The organism is Paenibacillus sp. MY03, assembly GCF_002165585.1.
Taxonomy (GTDB): Bacteria; Bacillota; Bacilli; order Paenibacillales; family Paenibacillaceae; genus Pristimantibacillus; species Pristimantibacillus agaridevorans.
Map to the genome: position 1 here is coordinate 51,108 of NZ_MXQD01000007.1, position 24,321 is coordinate 75,428.

General features: G+C 54.9%; 20 protein-coding genes. 3 read left to right on the forward strand and 17 right to left on the reverse strand.

Going from position 1 to position 24,321, the window contains the following annotated elements; translation table 11 throughout:
• Nucleotides 1-90: 90 nt before the first annotated feature.
• The 6 genes from B1748_RS07910 to pdxR all read right to left on the reverse strand — a co-directional run bounded on the left by B1748_RS07910 (nt 91) and on the right by pdxR (nt 9,064).
• Entirely contained in the window at nt 91-972 is an 882-nt protein-coding gene (locus B1748_RS07910) for a carbohydrate ABC transporter permease (RefSeq protein ID WP_087567357.1), read from the reverse strand.
• A gap of 11 nt (nt 973-983) precedes the next feature.
• The gene (locus B1748_RS07915) at nt 984-1,910 is read right to left on the reverse strand and encodes an ABC transporter permease (RefSeq protein WP_087567358.1); all 927 of its coding nucleotides are present in this window, start codon (nt 1,908-1,910) and stop codon (nt 984-986) included.
• A 95-nt stretch (nt 1,911-2,005) separates the two neighbouring features.
• A complete protein-coding gene (locus B1748_RS07920; RefSeq protein ID WP_256975573.1) occupies nt 2,006-3,706 on the reverse strand; it encodes an extracellular solute-binding protein in 1,701 nt (566 codons plus the stop codon).
• Between the two features lie 147 nt (nt 3,707-3,853).
• Nucleotides 3,854-6,229 (reverse strand): AraC family transcriptional regulator, encoded by a 2,376-nt coding sequence (locus tag B1748_RS07925; RefSeq protein WP_087567359.1) that lies wholly within the window; start codon nt 6,227-6,229, stop codon nt 3,854-3,856.
• Between the two features lie 20 nt (nt 6,230-6,249).
• Nucleotides 6,250-7,383: a glycoside hydrolase family 88 protein gene (locus tag B1748_RS07930; RefSeq protein WP_087567360.1), complete on the reverse strand. Its 1,134-nt coding sequence runs from the start codon at nt 7,381-7,383 to the stop codon at nt 6,250-6,252.
• Nucleotides 7,384-7,603: 220 nt separating this feature from the next.
• Complete coding sequence (gene pdxR, locus B1748_RS07935) at nt 7,604-9,064, reverse strand: MocR-like pyridoxine biosynthesis transcription factor PdxR (RefSeq protein WP_087567361.1); 1,461 nt, start codon at nt 9,062-9,064, stop codon at nt 7,604-7,606.
• 125 nt (nt 9,065-9,189) lie between these two features.
• On the opposite strand from pdxR, the gene B1748_RS07940 reads away from it, so the two are divergent.
• The gene (locus tag B1748_RS07940) at nt 9,190-10,074 is read left to right on the forward strand and encodes an arylamine N-acetyltransferase family protein (RefSeq protein ID WP_087567362.1); all 885 of its coding nucleotides are present in this window, start codon (nt 9,190-9,192) and stop codon (nt 10,072-10,074) included.
• Nucleotides 10,075-10,146: 72 nt separating this feature from the next.
• Here B1748_RS07940 and B1748_RS07945 read toward each other — a convergent pair whose 3' ends face one another.
• On the reverse strand, nt 10,147-10,599 hold the full coding sequence (locus tag B1748_RS07945) for an AraC family transcriptional regulator (RefSeq protein ID WP_087567363.1): 453 nt from the start codon (nt 10,597-10,599) through the stop codon (nt 10,147-10,149).
• Between the two features lie 218 nt (nt 10,600-10,817).
• On the opposite strand from B1748_RS07945, the gene B1748_RS07950 reads away from it, so the two are divergent.
• Entirely contained in the window at nt 10,818-11,297 is a 480-nt protein-coding gene (locus tag B1748_RS07950; RefSeq protein ID WP_087567364.1) for a hypothetical protein, read from the forward strand.
• Between the two features lie 345 nt (nt 11,298-11,642).
• Here B1748_RS07950 and B1748_RS07955 read toward each other — a convergent pair whose 3' ends face one another.
• The 7 genes from B1748_RS07955 to B1748_RS07985 form a co-directional block, all read right to left on the reverse strand.
• Nucleotides 11,643-12,818: a response regulator gene (locus B1748_RS07955; RefSeq protein ID WP_087567365.1), complete on the reverse strand. Its 1,176-nt coding sequence runs from the start codon at nt 12,816-12,818 to the stop codon at nt 11,643-11,645.
• The gene (locus B1748_RS07960) at nt 12,815-14,740 is read right to left on the reverse strand and encodes a sensor histidine kinase (protein WP_087567366.1); all 1,926 of its coding nucleotides are present in this window, start codon (nt 14,738-14,740) and stop codon (nt 12,815-12,817) included. The genes B1748_RS07955 and B1748_RS07960 overlap by 4 nt, the downstream gene beginning before the upstream one ends.
• 9 nt (nt 14,741-14,749) lie before the next feature.
• Nucleotides 14,750-15,634: a carbohydrate ABC transporter permease gene (locus tag B1748_RS07965; protein ID WP_087567367.1), complete on the reverse strand. Its 885-nt coding sequence runs from the start codon at nt 15,632-15,634 to the stop codon at nt 14,750-14,752.
• Between the two features lie 16 nt (nt 15,635-15,650).
• Entirely contained in the window at nt 15,651-16,544 is an 894-nt protein-coding gene (locus tag B1748_RS07970; protein WP_087567368.1) for a carbohydrate ABC transporter permease, read from the reverse strand.
• A gap of 107 nt (nt 16,545-16,651) precedes the next feature.
• A complete protein-coding gene (locus tag B1748_RS07975) occupies nt 16,652-17,998 on the reverse strand; it encodes an extracellular solute-binding protein (protein ID WP_087567369.1) in 1,347 nt (448 codons plus the stop codon).
• Nucleotides 17,999-18,666: 668 nt separating this feature from the next.
• Complete coding sequence (locus B1748_RS07980; protein ID WP_087567591.1) at nt 18,667-19,362, reverse strand: peptide-methionine (S)-S-oxide reductase MsrA; 696 nt, start codon at nt 19,360-19,362, stop codon at nt 18,667-18,669.
• A 40-nt stretch (nt 19,363-19,402) separates the two neighbouring features.
• A complete protein-coding gene (locus B1748_RS07985; protein WP_087567370.1) occupies nt 19,403-20,254 on the reverse strand; it encodes a patatin-like phospholipase family protein in 852 nt (283 codons plus the stop codon).
• Nucleotides 20,255-20,487: 233 nt separating this feature from the next.
• Here B1748_RS07985 and B1748_RS07990 point away from each other — a divergent pair, with 233 nt between their 5' ends.
• Entirely contained in the window at nt 20,488-21,018 is a 531-nt protein-coding gene (locus tag B1748_RS07990) for a hypothetical protein (protein WP_087567371.1), read from the forward strand.
• Between the two features lie 5 nt (nt 21,019-21,023).
• Here B1748_RS07990 and B1748_RS07995 read toward each other — a convergent pair whose 3' ends face one another.
• From B1748_RS07995 to B1748_RS08005, 3 genes are all read right to left on the reverse strand, one after another.
• On the reverse strand, nt 21,024-21,662 hold the full coding sequence (locus B1748_RS07995) for a glycerol-3-phosphate acyltransferase (protein WP_256975574.1): 639 nt from the start codon (nt 21,660-21,662) through the stop codon (nt 21,024-21,026).
• Complete coding sequence (locus tag B1748_RS08000) at nt 21,659-22,858, reverse strand: glycosyltransferase (RefSeq protein WP_087567372.1); 1,200 nt, start codon at nt 22,856-22,858, stop codon at nt 21,659-21,661. Before B1748_RS08000 ends, B1748_RS07995 begins: the two co-directional genes overlap by 4 nt.
• 148 nt (nt 22,859-23,006) lie before the next feature.
• The gene (locus B1748_RS08005; RefSeq protein WP_087567373.1) at nt 23,007-24,221 is read right to left on the reverse strand and encodes an MFS transporter; all 1,215 of its coding nucleotides are present in this window, start codon (nt 24,219-24,221) and stop codon (nt 23,007-23,009) included.
• Nucleotides 24,222-24,321: the final 100 nt, after the last annotated feature.

Below are 24,321 nucleotides of genomic sequence, written 5' to 3' on the forward strand. Positions count from 1 at the left end.
CGCAGTATACCAAACCACTATGAAAGAATTATGAAAGAAATATAAAAACATGCCCTGCTCCGGCGGTCTTCCCTCCGTGGCCTTATGCCGTTACTCCTTGATCGCGCCCAGCATCACTCCCTTCACAAAATAACGTTGCAGAAACGGGTACAACAGCAAAATCGGCACCGTAGCGACGATAATCGTCGCGTATTTGATCGTTTCCTGCACAAGTCCCTTGTCAAAGTCGCTGACTGTCGTCATCATCTGGTCGGTGCTGTTGGCGATCAGAATCTCCTGCAAAATCAGCTGCAGCGGATACAGCTCGCGGTCGCGCAAATAGATCATCGCATCCAGGTAGGAGTTCCAGTGCTGCACGCCGTAGAACAACGTCATGACCGCCAAAATCGGCAACGATACCGGGAGAAAAATGCGGAACAGGATGGTAAAGTCGTTGGCTCCGTCGATGCGGGCCGATTCCTCGAGCGCCACTGGCACCTGCTGGAACGAGGTCCGCATGACAAGCAAATTCCACGTACTGATCGCGGTGGGGAGAATCATTACCCACCGCGTGTCGAACAAATGCAAATTTTTAATAATGAGGTAATGAGGGATCAGTCCTCCGGAAAAAAACATCGTAAATACGATGGCGAACATCACTTTATTGCCCAGCAGCGTCCCCCGACGCGATAGGCCGTACGCTGCAAAGGAGGTCAATAAAATATTAAGCGCCGTTCCGATAATGACATAAAACAAAGTGTTAAAGTAACCCGACGCAATCATCGGGTCGGCCAGTACAAGCTTATAAGCTTGCAAGCTGAAACCCTCGGGTGCAAGCAACAGACCGCGATGCTGCATCAGCTCCGCCGGCGAGCTGAACGAAGCAAACAATACGTACAAAAACGGGTACAACGTTACGGCCATAAGCGCAATCATCAAAAGCGCGTTCAGACTGTCAAACAGCCGCTCGCCAAACGATCGGGAATTGAGCATATTGGCCCTCCTTACCATAATTTATGTTCGCTAAACCGGCGACTAAGAGCATTGGCCGTCAGCAGGAGCGCAAAGTTGACGATATTGTTCATCAAACCGATCGCCGCCGAGAAGCCGTAGTCGAATTGCAGCAGCCCGCGCCGGTATACGAAGGTCGAGATGACATCGGCCGTTTCGTAGGTCGTCGGCTTGTAGAGCAGCAATATTTTTTCGAAGCTTCCGCCCGACATGAGATGCCCGAACCGCAGCAGCAGCAGGATCATAATCGTCGGCATGATGCCCGGAATCGTAATATTCAACAGTTGGCGGAAACGGCCGGCGCCGTCGACTCGCGCCGCTTCATACAGGGACGGGTCAATACCGGCGATAGCGGCCAGATAGATGATCGAGCCCCAGCCGACGCCTTGCCAAATGCCGGAGGAGACATAGATGGTTCGGAACCACTCGGGCTGAAGCAGATACGAGAGGGGAGTTCCGCCGAACCAGGCAACAATCTGGTTAATAATGCCGTCGCTCGCAAGGAAATCGACCATCATGCCGGCAACGACGACGACCGAGATAAAATGAGGCAAATAAGTAATGGATTGCACGACGTTCTTGAACATCTTGCGCCTCAGCTCGTTCAGGAGAAGCGCCAGTACGATCGGCGCCGGAAAACCAAAGACCAGCTCGTAGAAGCTGAGCAGAAGCGTATTGCGCAGAATGCGCCAGAAATAATAGCTGTCGTAAAACGCAACAAAATGTTTAAAGCCCGCCCAATCGCTGTGCCAGATGCCCTTCGTCGGCACGAAGTCCTTGAAGGCGATCTGCAAGCCGTACATGGGCAAATAAGAAAAAATAAAGTAATAGGCAACGACGGGCAACAGCATCATGTACACGTACTTGTTGCGGACAAGATCCTTGGATAATTTGCGCATGACAGGCATTTTTGTTTTCATATTAATATTCTCCCATGTGAAAACTTGGTCTAAGCGTTCATACGGCTTTGGTCGAAGAAGGAGATCTCCTTCTCCAACCGCTTTGCCGCTTGTCTTTATCGTTTCAGGTAACGATCGTAAGCAGCCTGCTGAATTTGAATCGCTTCCTGCGCGCCCATCCCGTTCAGCTTGTCAACGAAGGCGTCAAAGTTCTCGATCGGCTCCGCTCCCATAACAAATTTGTCGAACATCTCGTCATTGAACGTTCTAACGTCGGCCATAATGGAAGCGAGCTTTGCGGCCTCCTCGGTCGTCAACGACAAGGTCGGGAGCCAGCCGCTATTGTCGGCCTGCGTCCACACCTCCAGCGCGTGTTTCTGTTGCGGAAGAGCGGCATTTTGCTCCATATAACGCTTATCCTGCACAATCGGCGCGCCGAACGGAATGGCGTATTTCGTCAAAGCGACGCCGAAGGCAAGACCTTCTTTATTTTTCATCACTTCGTCCGTATAAGTCGGATAACCGTTCTCCATCGTGTAGCTGACGCCCTCGATTCCGAAGTTGAACAGCATCGAACCTGCATCGCCGTATTTGTAATCCAGCCACTTGACTGTTTCGACCGGATGCTCGTTCGACTTGGAGATAGCCGCGCCGAGTCCGTTAAATATCGGTTCCTGCTGGCCGAGCGCCGGCTTGTCGCCTTTGTTCAGCGTCGGATACGGAGCCGCCACAAGGTCGAAGGTTGCGTGATTGTCTTTCATCGCGTTCAGATACGTGCCGATGCCGCCGCCGATCGTCACCTGCATTGCGCCTACGAGATCGCCTGTCACCTTGGCATTTTTTTGCTTGGCGTCCGTCGCGGCGTAATCGGGATCGATAAGCCCTTCCTTGTACCACGACTGCAACGTTGCCAGGAAATCCTTGAATTGAGGCTGAACGGCGCCGTATTGTACCTTGCCTGTTGTCGTATCGAGGTAGAAGTCGTTGCGAAGTCCATAAGCGTTAAGAATTTCGTTGCCCCAATTCATGGTACCTTTATCGAATAGCAGCGGCAGCTCGTCGGCCTTGTTGTTGCCGTTCGGGTCCTGCTCCTTAAACGCCTTCAGCACTGTATGCCATTCGTCGATCGTCGTCGGCACCTGCAAATTCAGCTTGTCGAGCCAGTCCTTGCGCAGTGCGAGACCATAATAAGTTTGCAAATATGGATCGTTTCTAATGAAAGGGAACGCATAGATGTCGCCGTTGTCCGTCGAAATCTGCTTGCGGATTTCCGGATTTTCGTCTAACAGCTTTTTGAGATTCGGCGCGTGTTCATCGATCAACTCGTTAAGCCGGATGATCGCGCCGCTGTTAAGCGCGTTCTGCCCGCCGCCCGGATAGCTGTTCCAGCCCCACTCGATCACGTCCGGGTAATCGCCAGAGCTGAGCATCAGATTAAATTGATCCGCTTCCTGGCCGGCGGCCGGGTGCTCGAATTCGATATGGATGCCTGTCTTTTCCTCCAACTCCTTGTAAGCTTCCATGTCGTTCAGGCTGTTCATCCCGCTCGGCCGATTCGCTGCCAGCTTGACGAAGTAGGACAACGTCAGCGGAGATGATACGATTCTGCCGTCCTCAGGCGCCGCCGCAGAGTCGGCGGGCTTGCCTGACGGCGCTGTGGACGGAGCCGTGCCGTCCGTCCCTCCCCCGTTGCCGCTGCAGCCTGTCGCGACGACCGCCAACGCGACCAGCGCCGCGATAGCCGTCTTGGAGCCGCGTCGCCCAGCCCTTCTATACGGCTTGTTGAGCGATTCCCGATTGTCCATTTGGTATGCCATTGTCTGTTACCCCTTTTGCGATAGATTTGACCCCAGCCCCTCGGCGTGGTCCTGGATTCGATTGTAGCCCCGGCTAGCCTCGAGCGGTATTGCCTCATGCTAAGATCGGCTAACTGCTTGTAAGAACCGGGTTATCTATCACTCTTATTACCTATCCCTATCCAAGCTGGTGCGATAGGCACCTGGCGTCACGCCCTCGTATTTTTTGAAAAAGCGGATAAATCCGATATCGTTGGCGTATCCGACTCGAAGGGCAATCGCCGCCAATGTCTCCGATGTATCGGCCAGAAGCCGCTTGGCTTCGCGAAGCCGAACCTCCGCGATATAATCCGCCAAATTTTGACCGCCTGCCTTCTTGAACACGGTCGACAAATATTGAGGCGTCAGCTCGAACGCATCGGCGATAGAGTTGACGCTAAGCATATTGTCGCCGTAATGCCGCTCGATATGTTCCCGTACGCCAGAGAGCAGACGTTCCCCCGCGTCGCCCCGCCGCTCCCGCAATAGCCCGCATAATGCGACATACACTCGCTTAAGTTCGCCAAATGCTTCGTCAAGGTCTCCTCCCTTATTATCCAGGGAAACCAGTTGTTCGGTTACGAGCTGCTTCAAGCCGGGATGGCTCTGCAAAAGACGATACATCGTGCCAGTCAGGTGTACGAGCAAATAACGTCCCGATACGGCTGAAATGCCCCGCTTGTCGAAGTTATCCGCGCAGATGGCGTCCAGCAGCTTGATGGCCCGCTCCGAATCGCCGCTCTTAACGACATTAAGGAGCTGCTGCTCAGCCTCCAACGGGTAGTAGTAGCCTGTCTCATCCGGCTCCGCCGACATAGACACGAGGTCGCCTGCGCCTCCGATCGGACCGGCGGCAGGATGTTCTCTGCCGAGGGAAAGCTCTTCCTCCAGCGCGGCAAGCGCGGCAAGGAAAGCTTCGCCAATCCGCGAGGCGCCAGAGACCGGACCTCCGACCGCCACCGTCGCCTGCAAGCGAAAGCGGTCGGCAAGCAGGGTCGACAAACCTCCCGCGACCGCTTTGAGATCGGCTGCGGCCTCTGCCTCCCTCTCCTGGCGGACATTAACCAGCATCGCTACGCGACCGCGATCAAGCTCCACCGGATAGCCCTGATGCCGCTCGTTCGCCAGCTCTCCGGCGATATTGGCGATAATGAAGCTGACAAACGGCCATTCCCGTTCTCCGGCCTGGGCGAAACCGCTTATATCGTCAACCTCGATCAGCAGCACCGCGAACGACTGCCACTGAAAAGAGAACCCGGCAAACGCCAGCGCCTCTGGCTTTAACTCTGCCGGATCGGCGTAACCTCTAATGAGGCGACGCAGAAAATTGACGCGGATAATCGGCGACTGCTGCTCCAGTCGCTCCCGCAGCCGCGACTCGGTCAGGCGGGCGGATTCGATCGTGCTTCGAATAAGATCGTATTCACCCCCGGCCTGCTCCTGCACCGTATCCGAAGCTCTCCATGTCCGGATAGCCCTTACAACGTCGCGCACCGGCCTATAATTGCGGTAAGCCAAATATAAGGAGGCTGCAACGCCCCCTACGACGCATAGAGTCAGCAAAATCAGCGCCCACTTCTTGACGGCGTAAACCTGATCGAGAAAAACGTCGCTCGGAACAACATATACATACTTCCAGCCGTTGACTCCGGAGGTCGTATAGGAAGCTATCGTCGCCTCTCCTCCCGAAACCAGCTCCTGCTTGCCCGTTTCTCCGTACAGCCCGCCGTAGCTGAACAAGCCGGCGCTTGAAGCGCTGCCGTTCGTCGCAGTAGAACTGACGATCCGATTCTCGCTGTCGACAATATAAATTTCGCCTTGGTTGACGGCGGCCAATTTGTCGAATAACGCGCGGAGCTGCGACTCGTCGATCAATACAATAAGCGATCCTCGCACATCGCCGGGGTTGCCGTATGGCAGCGACTGCCGATAAGTAATCAGACTCAGCGGAGCGCCGTCGCTCGACTGCATTGAGACAGACGGATCGTACTTCCGCATGGCCAGCCGCTGAAATTCTTCTGTCCAATCCTTGCTTGATTTGCCCGGAAATCTATATACCCCGTCGAACAAGACTTGCGGCGTCGATTTAACGCCGGGGCCGACCAGTGTCTGCGAAGCGTCCGCATAAATATAAAAGTCATAGATGAGCAGATTGGCTAGTGTCTTGAACCGCCTCAACTCGCTGGCAAATTCAACGACCGCGTACGCCTCCTGCTCGGCAAGGACCCTATCGCTGTTCAGCAGCTTCCCAAGTTTGGGATGAAACGCGATCTGCTGCTCCAATTGCTCGATCTCCCGCAGTCGTCCGTCCACCACCTCGCGCAACTGCTGCAGCATCGCGGCGTTCGAGTTTTCCACGGTATGCTGTACGACCGTCGTTGCTTTCCAATACAGCATACTGCCGATCACAATGGCCAGCAGCAAGATGACGATATAAGAAGCGAATAACGGCACCATCGCGCTGCCCTTTCGCTTTCGCCATCCTTGCATCCACCCGTTAATCATTCCGCCGCCCCCCTCTGTCTCTATCTTTCTCTCGACCACATATGCCAGTTGCGGCCCGTTGCCTTAAGAAGCGCCTCCAAATAATAGTAATCGCCCCAAATCGTATACATATGCGATCGCCTTCCCTCAGTCCTTCCATAACAACATGAGAGAATACCGCTGACGGCGGGATCGAAGGCCGAGGAATAGCCGACGAGGGCGCTTAACATGTCCAGCGCCCGTCTCCGAAGCTCCGCAGCCCGCTCGGGCTTATCCGCCGCAAGCGCATCGGCCAGATCGAACAATCCGGATATCGCAATGGCGGCTGCCGAAGTATCCTTTAGCTCGATCGCGTCCTCAGGCAGCCGGAAGTCCCATAGCGGCACCTGATCAGACGGCAAGTTGCGGATGAAGTAGTCCGCCATCCGCTCCGCCGTCTCCCTAAACTCCTGCCGCCCCGTCCATTCGTACGACATTTGAAAGCCGTAGACACCCCATGCCTGTCCGCGCGACCAGGTCGACTCGTCGGCATAACCGTCCTCGCAGCGGCCGCCAAGCGGCTCGCCGCTGTCGGGATCAAAGTCGAATGTATGGTAGGTCGAAGCATCCGCCCTGAGCAAATGCTTGCGCGAGCTGTCCGCATGGCCCTCCGCGGCCTCGCGGTACTTGCTTGCGCCCGTCAACGCGCTCGCCTCATAAAGCAAAGGCAGATTCATCATACAATCAATGATGATCTTCCCCCTGCGTTCGTCGCTATGCAGCGGACCCCATGCCCGGATAAATTGTCCGCGCTCATTGTATCTCTCCAGCAGCTTGTCCGCGGCGTCCACGGCAAGGCGCCGGTACTTCTCATCGTCCGTCAACCGGTACGCCTCGACGGCATACAACTGATATAGGAAACCTAAATCGTGATCGGTATAACCGGTTCTCAAGCGTTCTTGATAAAGCGGAAAATAGTGCTGCAAGTAGTCGATATATCGCGAATCTCCCGTCACTCGGTAGGCAAGTCCCACCATGCCGGTCCAGAACGACCCTGTCCAACTTCCGTCTTCCGCAAAATTCTCGGCGTAACGCCCCTCCCGATGGAGATGTGGAAATCTTGCTCCGTACGCCTCCATATTTCGATCAATCTTTTCGATTATCCTGTCAATTTCTTGCTGAAATTCTGTTAACATCCCTTCTCCTACCTCCTCCTTATTCGGACGACGAATCGTCCAAACCAATTGTATCAAGGAGGGGGTCTTCTACGAACGATACATCTGTACGATTGGCTGCCTGTTTGTAAGACAGATTCCTTGTATAAGCCATTCCGCTGCGCCATCAATCCGACTTTCGCTTTCTTCCCACTCTCCCGACGACCGGCAGCTGGCAGGCATTCTCCACCATGAGCCATCCTCATCTAGGAATCGCTCCCCCCCACGCTTCGCGCAGCAACGACACTCCTAACGCCAGCTCCTCCTCGCTCAGGTCGCCGAAGCCCAGGTACACGGTCGCCTCCCCCATGCCGGGAATCGACCCCATCCAGGTTCGGGCGTAGTCGTACACCCGAACGCCTTCGTCCGCAGCCAGCTCCATTAGCTCCGCCGCCGAGCGCTCCGTCCGCACGGTTACGCCGATATGGAGTCCGGCGCTGCCGCCGGAGACGGCGATGGCGTCTCCAAAATGCTCCTGCAGGAGCTGCGATAATCGCTGATGCTTTCTTCGATAAGCATTGCGCATCCGGCGGATATGCCGATACCAATGCCCTTGCTCGATAAATGTCCGCATGGCCAATTGGTCCATGCGGGAAGGAACGCTTAGCAGATGGCCGATGGCGCCCAGCCGGGGCAGCAGCGCTTCCGGTATGACCATGTAATTCATGCGGAAGGCTGGCGCGAACGCCTTCGAAAACGTCCCGACATAGATCACTCTGCCTTCGGGATCAAGGCTTTGCATGGAGGGGATCGGCTTGCCCCGGTAACGAAATTCCCCGTCATAATCGTCCTCGATAATGTAAGCGCCCCTCTCCCTTGCCCATTCCAGCAACTTCAAGCGTTCTCCGTATGGCATGACCGCGCCGGTAGGAAATTGATGCGAAGGCGTGACGTAGACGATATCCGCCTTGCTCTCCGCCAGCCCCTCCAGACGGATGCCCAGCTCTCCGACGGGGATAGGCTCCACGACGGTTCCGGCCGCCAGAAATACATCCCTGACGGTCCGGAAGCCGGGCTCTTCGATCGCCGCGATTGCGATGGGATCCAGCAGAGATAAGATCACCTTCAGGCTGCCGGCCATGCCCACGCCGACGACGATCTGCTCCGGCGAGCAGACTACGCCCCGCGATTGTCCGAGATACTCCGCCAGTATGGCGCGCAACTCATACTCCCCCTGCGGGTCTCCGTAACCGCTGTGATTCAGGAATTCATGCTCAAGCGTATCATGCAGCGCCTTCTTCCACGCCCGAAGCGGAAACAAAGCCGCATCCACGCCAACCGTGTTGAAGTCGATGCGAAAAGCTTTTGGGGGCTGGAGAACGCCCTCCCGGAATTGCCGCTCCGACAGCGGGATGTCGGGGTATAACCCCGCCCTCCCATTCTTCTGTTTCCCCGCGTCCGGGATCGTTCCCGCTCGGGGAGCTACGGCGAACAGCCCGGATCGCGGCTTGCTCACGGCGTACCCCTCGGCGACAAGCATCTGATACGCGGTCTCGATCGGCGTCTTGCTCAGTTGAAGCGCGGCTTGCAACGCCCTTACGGAAGGAAGCCTCGATCCGTCCGCAATGCTTCCGTTCGTAATCCGATTACGGATTTCATCGTAAAGCTGCCTGTATTGAGGCTGGTTGGAGCCCGAGTCGGCGTCCAGCCAAATGTCCAGCATATTCGTTCCTCCTCATCGAGGTCAATCTGTCTTTTAATTTCCGCGAATTCTGTCCATTTATTGCAAGTCAGTTTTATTGTAAAGTAAGCTGCATGAACCCGCAATGATGAAGGAGAGATGCTCTTATGATACTTACCGCAACGGAAATAAAAGCCTATCTAAAGCGGCTGGATATATCGGACATCGAAGCGCCGAGCTATTCGTACTTAAGACGATTGCACCGCGCCCACGTGGAGCGGCTGTCCTGGCAAACGCTCGATATCTTCGCCGGCAGACCGGCGTCCATCGATCTTGAGCATTCCGTCGGACTTGTCTTGAGCGGGAGAAGCGGCTACTGCTTCCACTTAAACGGGGCGTTCGGCACGCTGCTTCGTTCTTTGGGATTCCGCGTGAACTGGCATCGGGCGGGCGTGCAGCCCGCAGGCATGGAACCAAGGATCAACGGCTTTCATCTGGCTCTTACGGTCGGAACGAGCAATGAGGACGGCGAAGAGGAGCTCTGGATCGCGGATGCGGGGCTCGGCGATATGCCCCATGATCCGCTTCCTCTTGCGGAGGGAATCTATCATCAGGGACCGTTCGCTTATACCGTCACACAATCGGAGCTGGCGGAAAATGGCTGGCGGCTTGTGCATGACCCCCTCGCGACATTCGCCGGGGTCGACGTGGCGCCGGAGATCGTTCAGGATTTGACCCCGTTCTACGACAAACACACCTATTACAGCACATCGCCGGAATCCCCTTGGCTGCATACGTTTTTGCTGCGCCATCGTCATGCGACGGGCAGCAACGAATTGCGGGGCTGCGTGTGGAGCAGGCGCGAGGGAGGGCATATAGCCAAGACGGAGCTCGCTTCTCAATCCCAGTGGCTGGACGTGCTCGGAGACGTGTTCGGCGAACCTCTTGTCGCATACGGCTCGGCAGACCGGGATGCCTTGTGGAAGCTGGTGCGAGGCTGGCACGAGGAGTGGTTGCGGTCGCGGGAGCAAGCCGGCGCGGTCGACGGTTAAGCCGCCGTCTTGCCGCGCCGGACGGCAGAAATCGCTTTAAACTTTGATTTTCATTCCGCTACGCGGACAGGATTACCGTTCGACCGGCACGCAAATTTCGCAAAAATCATGGATTTCCATATTGCCGACGTATCTTTCGATAATCGGCTTATCGGCTTGACGAAGCCCTCTATCGTGTAGAGCCGGGAAAATAGCGCCCCATGCTCTTTGAACATCTTCTGACGTATGTTTGACCGTAAATATCGCGTATTCTCCGCCAACGAACTCCCTTTCGCCGATCGACTCATCAATCGCGTTATGATCGGCAAGAACAATGCAAGCATCGTATCTGCATTCCTGGGGTGAAGTTGTTCGAGGGTTGTCGTTGGCGATCCCCAGTAATACGGTCGATTCCGTAAGCAGCCCCTTCGCCCTCGACCATTCCTTTATTTGTTGCATGGCTTGAGTGTTGGCCGGGCCGTACGGCCCCGTCTGCCTCACATAGGCAAGGCGGTAATTCGGGAGAATCTCCATTCTCATCTTCATCGTATCATCCCTTTCGGTTCATTTTGCGTTACCCATCGAATGCTAACATGTTATAAAAAAATATGCATGATTATATTAAAATGAAAATATTTACATTTAATAACATTGATTATACGATGGTACTATAAAAGATAGAACTTCTTGCATAGTCCTTTGTGCAGTATGATGCAAGTAATGGAACGCGGAGTGTGTTCTGCACGAAGGGGGAATACCGCAGTATGCAGGTGTCTTTCAAACAAATGTTCATGAGAAAGCTGATAAGCGCAGCTATTGCGACTTCCTTATTTTCGATTCTATACGCTTGGTTTGGTCCCGATCCATTTGGCGACAAAGCCCGCTTTTATTCGTTGAGCGATCGCCTGCACGAAGCCATTGGTTATACAATGATTTATATGATGTATGCTGCACCTGCTATTTATATTTACGGAGTCATAACATCCGTTATTAGCGAGCTGATCTCCCGCGCCGCGACTTCACATCAATGGCTGAGACTGGTTATATCGGCCATCCTGCATATCGCTTTTGGTCTGATTCTGCTGTATATCAGCCTTTTGGCAGTCGTCTTATTTTTCATGGCCGATACCCTTCTTGTTTTATTCCGCAAGAAATCGTACACGATAAAGTACACGTTGGCAAGTCTACTTCTGCCTCTGACCATTTGGCTTGCGTGCTTGGCCTATATCCATATCATGGGTTGAATGGAAACTAAACACCCGGTAACAACAATAGCACCCGCAAACGGACATGAGAAACCTTATTTCGATGAAATCGCCCGCACTCGAGTTCTAAGAGACAAGAAAGACACTATTCGAGCCAAAGACCTCTCCAAACCGCTCCACGGACCTCAATAAGGTCTTTCCTGTCTGTTAGAATTGGAAATCGGCGTTTTCCGCCCCAATAACGTCGCTGGTGTCCGTTAGCCGCGCAGCCCATCCCATTCCATCCCCATCCCCATTCCGCACCAAAAAAACCTGCCCAATAAAGGACAGGTCGACTCAAGCAATAGAGGGGCAATTCCGCTTCCCGCCTAGGCCCGATGGGCCCTAAAGGGTGGGTGCGGTCGTGTTCTGCCGATATTCCGAAGGCGTGCAGCCTGCCTTCTTGCGGAAGATCTGGGAGAAGTGTCGGACGTCGGGATAACCCACCTTCTCGGCGATCTCGCCGATCTTGAGCTCCGAGTCCCGGAGCAGCTCCATCGCTCGCTCGAGACGCAGCCCCGTCACGTATTCCTTGAAGCCGCCGCCCGTCTTCTGCTTGAACAGCTGGCTGAAGTACACAGGGTTTAAATAGACGACGGAGGACACCTTCTCCAACGTCAGCTCGGAGGCCATATGGGACCGAATATACTGAATCGCCACCTCCACCGCCTTCTCGCCGCCGCTGGCATAATGATCGTATACCTGCGATTCCGACGACTTGCGCATCCTCTTGACCTGCTCCGGCACGGCGTCCAGGTCGGTAATCCGGTCGGAGTGCACGACCTGGAACGGAATTTTGAGATACCGCTTGAGATGCGAACGCATCTGCTCGATCAGCGGACCCAGCCCCTGCTCCTCCCGCAGCGTGACGAGTCCAAGCAGGCTCTTGGAGTCGATGCTCGCGACGAACCCGTCGCCAGCGGTATCGATCAGCTCGGACATGACGTTCTCCACGATAAAGTGCTCCAGTCGAAGATCGGTTTCGCTGTCGAGACGCAGCATGATGAGATGAAAGTACGGGTGATTGCCTACGAAAGGCGCCAGATCGATGCCTCCCAGGTCCAGATCGGAAGCCCATCTGGCAAAGATCGCTTCGCGCAGGAAGCGGAGATTGCGAGACAGCAGCTGGGCTTCCTTGTTCCGTTCGTTCTCCTTTTCGATCTCCAATTCCAACTCCTTGATCTTGTCGATCAGCGTATCCTTGCCGATCGGCTTCAGCAAATAATCCTTAGCCCCGAGACGCACGGCCTCCTTCGCGTAAGCGAATTCGGAGTAAGCCGAGATGACGATCCACTTGATATGGGAGTGCCGGCCCCGCGATATTTCGATAAGCTCCAGCCCCGTCATGCCCGGCATAAGCACATCGGTCAGCACAAGATCGATAGGCAGGCTCTTGAGCAGCTCCACGGCCGCTTCGGGACTGTCCGCCATGACCACGCGATGCTGGGGAAATGCTTTCCGTATCGTCCGCTCAACACCGCTCCTTATCACTTCTTCGTCGTCGACGACCAGAATGTTCATCCCTTTGCCTCCTCCTTCCCTTGAGCCGGGAACGACGCGATAACGGCCGTCCCTTGCCCCTCGACGCTTTCGATACGAAGTCCGTACGTTTCTCCGAACATGAGCCGGATACGGCGGTGGACGTTGAGCAGCCCGATGCCCCTGCGCTCTTGCGACTGCCCGCCGCCGCCCGAAGCCGGCAGGCTCCCGGCATCCCCGATCGACCTGTTGTCCTCCATTCCGATTGCTTTCGAAGCGTCCGAAGCGCGCTTAGGCAGAGTCGGATTATGAGATGATCCCCAGCCTGACTGCCCAGGCATGACGGAATGCTCCTCCAGCATGTCGCTCAGCCTTGCGAGCGTTTTTTCCTCCATGCCGACGCCGTCGTCCTCCACGACGATTTCTACCCGACCGCCGTCGGCCTCTCTGGAATAGACGCGAAGCAGACCCGGACGGTTCAGCGGCTCCAGCCCGTATTTGACCGCGTTCTCCACGATGGGCTGAAGAATCATTTTCGGGACTTCGATATCCAGCCACTTCTCCTCGACCTCGATGGAGGTCGTCACTCTATCCCCCAAGCGAGTCTCAATAATCGTAAAATAATGCCTGAATTGCTCCAGCTCCAGCCGCAGCTTCGCCTTCGACGCTTCCTCCCAATCGCTGCTGTAGCGGAAGATGCGCGATAGCGCCAAAATGACGCGGCCTAACCGGTCGTTTTCCCGCTCGTCCAGCATCCAGTAGATCATATCGAGCGTGTTGAACAGGAAGTGCGGGTTCACCTGCGATTGCAAAGCTTGCAACTGCGCGTTCTTCTCGCTGATGGAGGCCAGCTTGATCCTCTCGATCAGTTCGTCCATCTGCTGAACCATCCGGTTGAAGGAGCCGACGAGCACGTTAATCTCATAATACGAACGCACTTGCACTTCGCCTTTGAAATTGCCTAGTTCGACCATCTTCATCTGCTGGATGAGCCGCTTGAACGGCGAGGAGAACGAACGCGAGACGAAAGTAGCCAGCAACGTTGCCGCGACGATGAGAATGAGCGCAAGCGTAATAAGGAACTGCTGCGTTTCCTTGAGCTCCAGCCGCAGCTCATTGTTCGGCGTGACGCCGATCATCGTCCAATCCGCCATGCCGATTCGCGCTGCCGTCGACGTGACGTCATCCGAGTCGCGCACGACGACCTCTCCCTGTCGCAGCGTTCCCGGCCATTCCGCTGGCACAAGGGCCGGTTCGACGCCCTCGGAAACACCGGTGCGAATGATTTCTTCTCCTCCCGCGCCTCGAATAATAACCTGGCTCCCCGGCCCAAGGCTTGCGTTCGTAAGCGCCGTCTCGATGGCGTCGGCGTCCGTCTCGATCAGCACGATGCCGATGGACTTTAGCGTATCAAATTCGTACAACTGTCTCCCGAATGCAAAAACAGGCCGCTGAATTCCCGCGCTCATTAGCGATTCCGGAAACACGCCCAGCCATTTCATCTCCCCCGTCGATCCCTTGAGCTCGGTAAACCAGGACGTCTCCGAATATTGCCGCACGCTGGCTCCGTTGGTCCGGTCGAAGCTGAACACCTTGTCGTAGTTGGTTACGATATGGATGCCTACCGTATCGCTGCGCGAATAAAAGATGGCGCCGATAATGTCGGTAATCCGCTTCTCCAGCTGCACGGCCTCGACGGATTCCGATCCGGCGTACTGCTTGAGCAGACGGATGAGCTCATAGTTGCTGTTCAGCGATTTGGTGACGCTGTCATACCCTCTTAGCAGCAGGTCGAACAGATTGACGGTTTGCGATATATTTTTTTCGGCGATGGAGCCTACCCGATCCCTGATCTGCTCCGTCGCCCGCTGGTAATAAACCACCGTGACGACGAGCAGAAGACCCAGCATGCTAAGAAGGAACATGGGAAACAGGCGGCCGTGAATGGATTGGAATTTGTTCATCTCTCCATCTTACCCCTTTACGGCGCCGGCTACCATCCCTTTTGTAATCCGCTCGGAGAGCAGGAAATAAATGACGATGACCGGCAGCGCACCAAGCACCAGAAACGCGCCGATGGCGCCATAGTTGACGGAATACTGGCTGACGAAGCTGTTTACGCCGAACGGAAGCGTCTTGAGCTTCTCCGACGAGATGAATGTCGCGGCCAGAATGTATTCGTTCCAAATGTTGATGAAGGTCAGAATGCAAACTGTCACAATAGGCGGTACGGAGATCGGCAAAATGATGCTGCGGAAGATCCGGAATACGCCCGCTCCGTCGATAATGGCGGACTCCTCGATCTCGTGCGGGATCGCCTTCATAAAGCCGCTCAGGATGAAGACCGAGATCGGCGTCTGGAACGCGATATACGGCAAGATCAGAGACAGATGCGTATTTAGAATGTCCATATTTTTGAAAATAATCATAAGCGGCAGCAGCGTGCTTTGCAGCGGAATCATCATGCCGAGCAGGAACAGCAGCAGTACCAGTTGGCCATACTTCCAGCGGAATCGCGTAATGGCGAAAGCGGCCAACGCTGCCAGCACGATGACGCTGGCCATCGTAATCGACGTGACGAACAGGCTGTTGCCAAGGTATCTCCAGTAATTGCCGCTCTCGATGGCGGCGCTGTAGTTCTCGATCTGCCAAACGGACGGCAAGGAGAAGAAGCTGCCGGACAGAATCTCGTCGTTCGTTTTGAACGAATACAGGAACAGCCAGAGCAGCGGGTAGAGCTGCGTGACGAGCAGGATGCCCAGCACGATGTAGATCAGCGGCTTGGCGACGGAGAAGCGGCTGCCGCTTGTGCGGACAGTCGCGGCTGGCTTGGTCGCCGTGATCGCGGTTCGGCTCATGACAAGCGCCTCCTTCTTACGTATACTTTTTGTCCAATCGATTGAACAGGAAGTTGATGATGACGGTCGCGATCAGACAGACGGCGACGAGAAAGGTCGCGATGGCGCTTCCGTACCCGAACTTCTGCGACAGGATCGACATCTTGTACATATGGCTGGCAATCACGTCGGTTGCGTTGCCCGGTCCTCCGCCCGTCATGACCATAATCAGGTCGAAGGACTGCAGGGAACCGATAAAGGACAGCACGACGGAAATTTTGAAGATCGGGATGATCATGGGCAACGTTATATAACGATCGGCCTTGAAGCCATCTGCGCCGTCGATCTTGGCGGCTTCGTAAATATCGGCCGGAATGTTCTGGACGCCAGTGAACTGGATGAGAATATGGTAGCCCAGGTACTGCCACAGGCCTACGACGATAATCGCAAAGATCGCGATCTTCGGCTCGGTCAGCCAGGAGTGGGTCCAGCTCTCCAGCCCGATTGTTTCGAGAATTTGATTGATCATGCCCCCCATGGAGCCGGGGTTATAGATCGTTTTCCATAGTTGGCCAATAACGACCACGGACAGAATAACAGGCAGAAAATAACTGGAAACCAAAAAATTCGGTTTGCGCACGTAACGGCTAATTAAGATCGACACGAACAGGGCAAGCGGCAATTGAATAAGCATCGAAAATCCCGCAAGCAGGAAGGTGCGTCCGACCGCCGGCCAAAACACCGTGTCGCTCGTCAGCATGTACTTGAAATTATCGAGCCCGACGAACGTCGAGGCTCCGATTCCGTTCCAATCCAGCATGGCGCTGTATACGGACACGAGGATCGGTACGAAAACCAAACCGACATATAACAAAACGCAAGGCAGCACGAACGCCGCGATGGTCCACTTGGACACTTTCAATACGTTCAAGGCATCCATCTCCTTCTCACAAAACCTTCGCTAGCCGACACGGGCGGAGGGAGCGGCTATCAGGCTGCCCCCTCCATTCCTTTTATCAACTTGAACTGATGATGCGATTACTTGTTGTTTTCTTCGAAAGCTTTTTGATGTTCTTTGGCGACGTCCGCCGCGTCCTTCTTGGATACGAACAGGTTCTGGATGCTCGTCAAGTGGACCTGGGACGTGCCGGGGTTCATCGTGTTGTCGAAGGAGATGTCTCCGCCTTTAACATCCTTAAACAAATCAAGTACTTGAATCGCCATGTTGGAATAGCCTGCAGCCGCGAAGTCCTCTTCGATCGTCTGGGCGACGCCTACCGCGCCTTTTACCTTAAACGCTTCGATCGGGTAATTCTGCATGAAGTAGTTCAGGAAGTCCAACGTCACGTCCAGATGTTTGCTGTGCTTGGATACCGCGAATGCGGAGCCCGGAGCCAGCATGAATTCGTCAGGGTTGCCTTTGCCGTTAACCGTAGGGAACTTGAAGACGCCGATATTGTCGTCCTTGTTCACTTCGGATGTCTCGATGCCGCCCGTTGCCCAGCTGCCCATATAGTACATGGCCGCTTTGCCCGTTTTGAACAGGTTTTCGCCCGCATTATAGTCGAAGGAAGTTGCGCCCTCCTGGAAGGCACCGGCTTGAACCAGCGATTGGAACGCGTCTACGGCTTCGGCGAAAGCCGGATCTTCGAACGTTTTGTTGCCGTCGGCAACGTCCTGCAGGAAGCCAGGGCCGTTCGTGCGGAGCAGGACGTTCATAAAGAGGAACGAACCCGTCCAGGAGTCCTTCTCCCCGATTGCAATCGGAGTAATGCCCGCTGCTTTTAACGTTTTTGCCGCTTCTACCATGCCCTCGAAGGTCGTCGGCACTTCGATGCCGGCTTGCTTGAACAACGCTTTGTTGTAATAAACAAGGCCGATGTTGTTGCCGTCAGGCAGCGCGTACAGGTTGCCATCGAAAGTGTAGTAGTCCAGAATGCCTTCCTGGAATGTATCCTTAAGGCCGTTTTTCTCCACCATTTCGTTGAGCGGAGCGAACAGGTCCGCTTCCACGAACGGCTGCATTTGGGCGGCCGGGTTCACGATCGTAATGTCCGGCACTTCTTTGGAAGCCGCTTGCGTTTTGAGCTTCAGCTTCTGTTGGTCCGTATTCAAGGAATCCAGCTCGATCTTCACGCCCGGGTGATCCTTTTCGTAATTGGCTACGATCGTACGGATCATCTGGTATTTCGGATCGGATGAGTCCGGGTAGATGTTCTGGAACGTGATCGTCGCTTTTTCTCCGCCTTTATCCCCGCCGTTGCCGCCAGCGGCGCCTTCGTTTGTTCCCGTATTGCCTCCGTTATTGCCTCCGCAAGCGGTAAGACCGACCGCCAGGGCGCCAGCCATTAATACGCTTAATGTTTTGGTTGTTTTGTTAGCCATTTGTGTTTCCCCCTTAATGGTTATGACGTAATTATGCGCCAGGCTGACGGGTCTAACAATAAAGTTAATTAGGAGTTCATGTTTGTTTTTTTAAGGTGGGGGAACATATGGCGACGACGTTACCAGTGAAAGCTCGGAGCTCGGAGCTCGCACCCCGCACCCCGGCGGCACCCATCTCCTTATCGATTCATCGGCTACTGTTGACTACTATAGTGGGAAAATGTCCCACTAAATTCATCGAATTTCACTTCAGCAGGACTATAAAGGGAAAATCTCCCGCTAATTCTCAACATACCGTCTATATGGAGGCAAATACATCAAATTAGATGGCACATTTCCCTTTAATTAGAAAATCAGTGGTTATTCTTGTGAATTAGAGGGCAGATTTCCTTCTATTGTTCTCCACACAACAACATCCATCCGTCGCAAATGGAACAAAGACAGCCCGGAGCTTATTGCGCCCCGAGCTGCCTTTGTTTTTTACAAGGTATTTAATATTTAATGAGCCTTAAATTCGATGTTCAAGATGTTTGGCCTGTATATAATAGCCACATTCCTCACTTGATTGATATATCCCCACGTCATATTGGGTTGGATCAACAAGATCACAAAAAACTGCCGGCGGCGGGCATCCCCATTTTATTTTGTCGAGCTCTAACGGGAATTTATTACCACCGAATTTGAAACAATTTCGTCGCCAACCGAACGCGCTCCTCGTCCTCCAGCTCCCACGACTCGAGCTCCGACCTCAGTTGTCCCATATTCAGATAACCTTTGGCAATGCCGTTCAGCCTGGCCGCGATCGTCGTGCCCGTCCAGGCTTCCGTGTTCTCCGACGGATATAAAGACTCCAGTTCGCTTACCGCGCTCGGAAACCGCTTCACGTAATACTTCTGATGCCTGTCTTCCGCAAGGTGGAATCCCGCGTACGGCGTAACCTCGGTATCAGGTCTGCCAAGCCCGGCCTTCTCCCTCTGTTCCAGCTCCGCGTCGATCGACGCTTTTTGGTCGGCGTCATGATAGAAGAGCAGCGACTGATATTGCCTCCCCTTATAGCCGTTAATATTTAACGGGGTATGGTTACTCCAAAACGTCCGGATAATATCTTCGAAAGTTATCATCGCCTCATCAAATAGAAGCTCCACGGTCTCCGTATGATCGCCAAGTTCCCTGTAGGTCGGGCTTGGACTGCTTCCTCCCGCATAACCGACGCGGGTGCGAACGACGCCCGGCAACGCGCCGAACAAGGCTTCCGGACTCCAAAAGCAGCCCATGCCGAAGGTAGCGGTACGTAGCCTCCCGGCATCTCCATGACTCTGCACAGGCAACGTCAACGGCTTGTTGTCCGGCAAGTTATTCTCCATACCTCCCACCTCGCTTGATCCATACAGGATTTCCAGCACACTATCCCATCCAGCTCCTCAGCTCCGGCAACAGCCGCTTGGCATCCGCGTAGCCTTGCTCGTACAACGCCCCCAGCTTGGCCGGATCCCGCTCCATGCGGCCGACCGTCAACGTCTCGGATGGACGAATGACAAATGCGGCGCCGGTACGCTCTTGCTCGGCGATGTAGGCCAGCGTTTCATTGTAGACATCATGCCTGCGCAGCATCGTTTCCACCAGCTTGGGATACTTGCCGTACGCGCGGCGCGCCAGCCAGCCCATACGGTTCGGCGATTTGCGATAGGACTCGTTGCGGGTCAATATGAGCACGTTGCGGCTATTGCCGTCCCCTTCCGACTTCCGCAGAGGAATGGGATCGGATAATCCTCCATCCAGCAGCTTCCTGCCGCCGAACTCCACGATTCTGGCAATGAAAGGAAGCGAGCTTGACGCTCGCAGCAACGGCAGCATATCGAAGCCGGGCTCGCCCTTTTCATAATAGACGCTCTCCCCCGTCTCGCAGTCCGTCGTTCCAATGACGTATCGTTCGGTGCTGTTCCGGAAGGCCTCGTAATCAAAGGGCACCAGCCGGTTCGGAATCTCGTCGAAAATAAAGTCCATTCCAAACATCTCTCGCTTCTTCAGCAGATTGCCCCAAGAGATATAGCGCGGATCGCTGACGTAATCTACGTTGACCACACGGTTGCGCCCAACCTGCCTGGACAAGTAGCTCGCGCCCATGCAGGCGCCCGCCGACACTCCGATATTATAAGGAAAGTACACATCATGCTCCATCAAACATTCCAGCACGCCAGCCGTATACACCGCCCGCATACCGCCGCCCTCCAGCACGAGTCCGATTGTTTCCGACAAAGGGTTACCTCCTCCGATGATACCAGTCTGACCCTAGTATACACCTGCGGAGGCGCAACGGCGAAATAAAGCCTCCGAGTTCCGTCTAACATTACTTCGATCATTTACGCCAGCATGACAACGATGACAAACTTCATGACAGCGCGTAACTATCTGCTTCCGGGAAATTGATCTACGATAGGGGAGTCACGGCATTGTGACGCATTATTCTTTCGATCGGGAGGAATTTAATCATGGAGTTAAAACAAGTCATCAAGGTGCTTGCTATTGTGGCCATACTGGGGGGCATTGCGCGAATCGGCATGGCGCCAAGCTCCTATATATGGGGGCTCGACAGCATGCCGGAGCTGGTGTTCGGTTTTATCGCTTGTATATTTATGGGGATCGGCATCATCGGCGTGTACCTGCACTCCTTGCCGCGGACTGGAATAGTGGCACTCCTTTCCGTTCTGTTGATCGCGATCGGCAGCATGCTGACCGTTGCCCTCGTCTGGTCGAACATGCTGGGCATTCAGACGGAGGATGACCCCATCATCGCGCCGGTGCTGAGCGCAAACTCCATCATGACTCTTTTGGGACAGATCGTCCTTGGCGTCATCCTGATTCGTGCGCGAATTTATCCGCTATGGGTGATGGTATTGTTCATGATCTACCCTGCCATCTACTTCATCCCCGCCATCTCCAATATGGGATCGGTCGCATGGGGCCTCTGCTATATCGTATTCGGTTGGTATATGCTGAACGATCGCAGAGCCAGGGCGTAAGACGCTCAGCCCCCGCTTTTTGTTCCCGTGCGCATCGCCAGCAACGACTTAAGCTCCCTACGATGAGCATAAGCTAGCAGCAGCGTGTTGACCATTCCGAACACAGCGAGATGAAGCTCGGCGAAGCCGCTCCAGAGGAGTATCAAAGCCGTCAGCAGCAGCATGCCAAACACGATCTGGGAGCCGTCCGACACGCTCGAAGACGGCTTCCCCCTGCGGAGCAGCTTGCCGCCGAGCAAAAGAACAGCCAATAGGACCGCATACGCAAGCGCGGCCGCAAACCCTGTAAGCGCGCTCCACACCCCAAACGTGACGGCAACGGCCTTGCCGCCCCTCCCCCGTAGAAACGGCGAGAACATATGGCCCAGTACGGCAGCCGCGGAGGGAAGCACTAAAGAGTAGCCGTTCACTCCTCCTGCGTGAATGAGCAGCCATATCGGAAAAAAGCCTTTGAGAAAGTCGAGCGCAATGCCCCAGATACCAAAGACGGCGCCCGCTGATTTCCACAGGTTAGCGGCCCCGGGATTGCCGTCCCCGACTCTCTTTACGTTATGACCCGCCAGCAAGCCAAGCCAATAAGAGAACATAAATGACCCGCATAAAAAGCAAAGTATAGTCCAGCACGCGTATGGAAGCACCATCATGACGGCCCCCCTCCCGTCCTATCTCTGACCGCCTCCCCAGTACCCTTAGTCTCGCTGTCCACGCCATCTCCTCTACCCTTGCCACCTGCCCCATCCCCCCGTTTGCCACCTACTTGCACCGCCCTGCCTTTCCAGGCGACTCGGCCAAAAAAGGCGACTTGAATGACGGAATAGAGCATAACGAACAGGAAGAACAGCGTGCTGATGCCGTGAATCGCCGGAAGCCATCGCCCGAACATGCCCGTATAACGAACAAAATAATAGATCTGCGCCGTATACAGCACGTACGCGATGCCCAGCGGAATCCCCCATTGCGTCCCGAAAAAAAATGGCGCGGACTCCGACGCCGCCAAACCGATCAGCCATATGGCGACGAGCAGCGTCGTCCAAAGGCTCAGCTTGCTTGTGCTGAGCACGGCGCCCTTGCTAAAGCCTTCCACTTCGCTGCGTATGCCGCCGGGATACATGCGGAAGGAGACCAGACCGTGACCGATATAGTTGTGAATGGCAATGCCGGCTTCCCTGAATCGGGCGCCTAGTCCCAGATCGTCGAGCAGCTCCCCTTTCAAGCCTTCATGACCGCCCGCCCTCTCGTAGTCCTCCCTCGTCGCCACGATGCAAGCCCCGTATAAACCTTGGGCGGGATTGCGCCGTTCCATGGGCGAGGTGAAGGCGAACAGCCCCAGCAGATTGGGAATGAGCGAGAGCCGCTCGTAGAAACGTTCCGTCTGATGATAGGGCACGACGGATAATACGCCGCCCATCCTCTCTCTTGCCGCCAGCAGGGAGAATAGCGAATTCGGCGCAAGCCGGACATCGGCATCCAGAAAGATAAGAATGTCGCCTTTTGCAGCTTTGAAGCCGGTCGTCACCGCCCAATTCTTGCCCGTCCAGCCAGGAGGCAGCGGCGGGCTTGCAATGACGTTGACGCCGAAGCTCTCCGCGATGGCTCGCGTACGATCCTCGGAATGATCGTCGACGACAATAAGGTCCAGCCCTTCCATGGACTGGACCTGAAGCGAACCGAGCAGGTACGGCAGATTGCTCTCCTCGTTCCTGGCCGGAATAATAACGGACGGCTGTCCATTCATGCGGAACACGCCCCCGTTCTCCCGGGGAACCGTATTCCTGCGGAACAGCAGAAACCCCGCCGCGCAGGACGCGGCAAGGAGATAGACGAGAAAAAAACCTGCCATGCCTTCGCCTCCCTCAGAAGGGTGTAGAGCTATTCTCTACATTATATGGCGGTCCTCTCCTCCGATATGAGCAACGCGTTAAAATCATTCCAGCGCGCCCGAGCTTGCCACATCAGCCCGAGCGTGCCGGATTTTACGCCGAAGCCTCTCAGGCTCCCCGCATGATCTTGGAATCTCTCGGCAGTAGCAAGGCAAGCAAACCAAGGAGCGGCAAATAGGAACATGCCTTGATAACCTGCTCGACGCCATGAGAATCGATCATGGAGCCCATGACGACTGAGCCGAGTCCCGCCAGTCCGAAGGATACGCCGAAAAATAGACCGGCAATCGTTCCTACATGGCCGGGCAGCATTTCCTGGGCGTATACAATAATGACGGAGAAACCCGACATCAGAATAAGCCCGATTGCGATGCATAGCAGCACGGCGGCCGTCGGCCCCGCGTAAGGCAGCAAGAGCGAAAACGGCGCGGTTCCCAAAATGGAGAACCAAATCACTTTTTGCCGGCCGAACCGGTCGGCCAGAGGTCCGCCGAAGAACGTGCCTGCCATCCCTGCGAATTGAAGAGCGAATAAGCAAATTTGCGCGCTTTTCAGGGAGAGCCCATATTTGTCCATATAATAGAAAGAATAGTAGCCGGTCATGCCGGCAAGATACACGAATTTCGCGAACAGCATCAGGACGAGCACCGACATGACGTAGATGATAAACGGTTTGCCGAACGTTGCTTTGCCTGCCGCGCCTGTCTTTTTCTTAGCGACAGGACGGTCTTTCACATGATCCCGATACCACTTGCTTACGCGCGTTTGTATGACAATCCCGACAAGAGCAAGCAGGACGAACCAAAGGAAACCGTATTGCCCTTGCGGGCTGATTACGTAGGCGACCATAAGCGGCGCGAGCGCCTGGCCGGTATTGCCTCCCACCTGGAAGATCGACTGCGCGAAGCCTTTGCTCTTGCCGGCGGCCAAGTGCGCGACTCGAGAGGATTCCGGATGCAAAATGGAAGACCCCACCCCGATAAGAACGGACGAAAGCAACAGATAGAGCAGCGATGGAGCGACGGCGAATCCGATCATGCCCAGCAGCGTAAATAACATTCCCAGCGGCAAAAGACTTGGCATCGGCTTCCGATCGGTGTAAGATCCGATTAACGGCTGCAAAATAGACGCCGAGATATTAAGCGCAAAAGCGACCCATCCTATTTCCGCAAAGCTGAGTTCAAGCTTTTGCTGGAATAGGGGGAAAACGGCGGGAACGACGGACTGCATCACATCGTTTAACAGATGCGCGGCGCTTACGCTAAGAAGAATGGTGAAAGCCGTGTTCGTACCGGCTTGGGCGACTGCCTCTCTTGGTGACATCGTATGTAGACATCCTTTCTGCCAATGATGTTCTAATGCTACAACCAAGCATGTCACGGCGTCGCTCGCGATTATTGCTCCCTTCGAGCACGAATTGCTA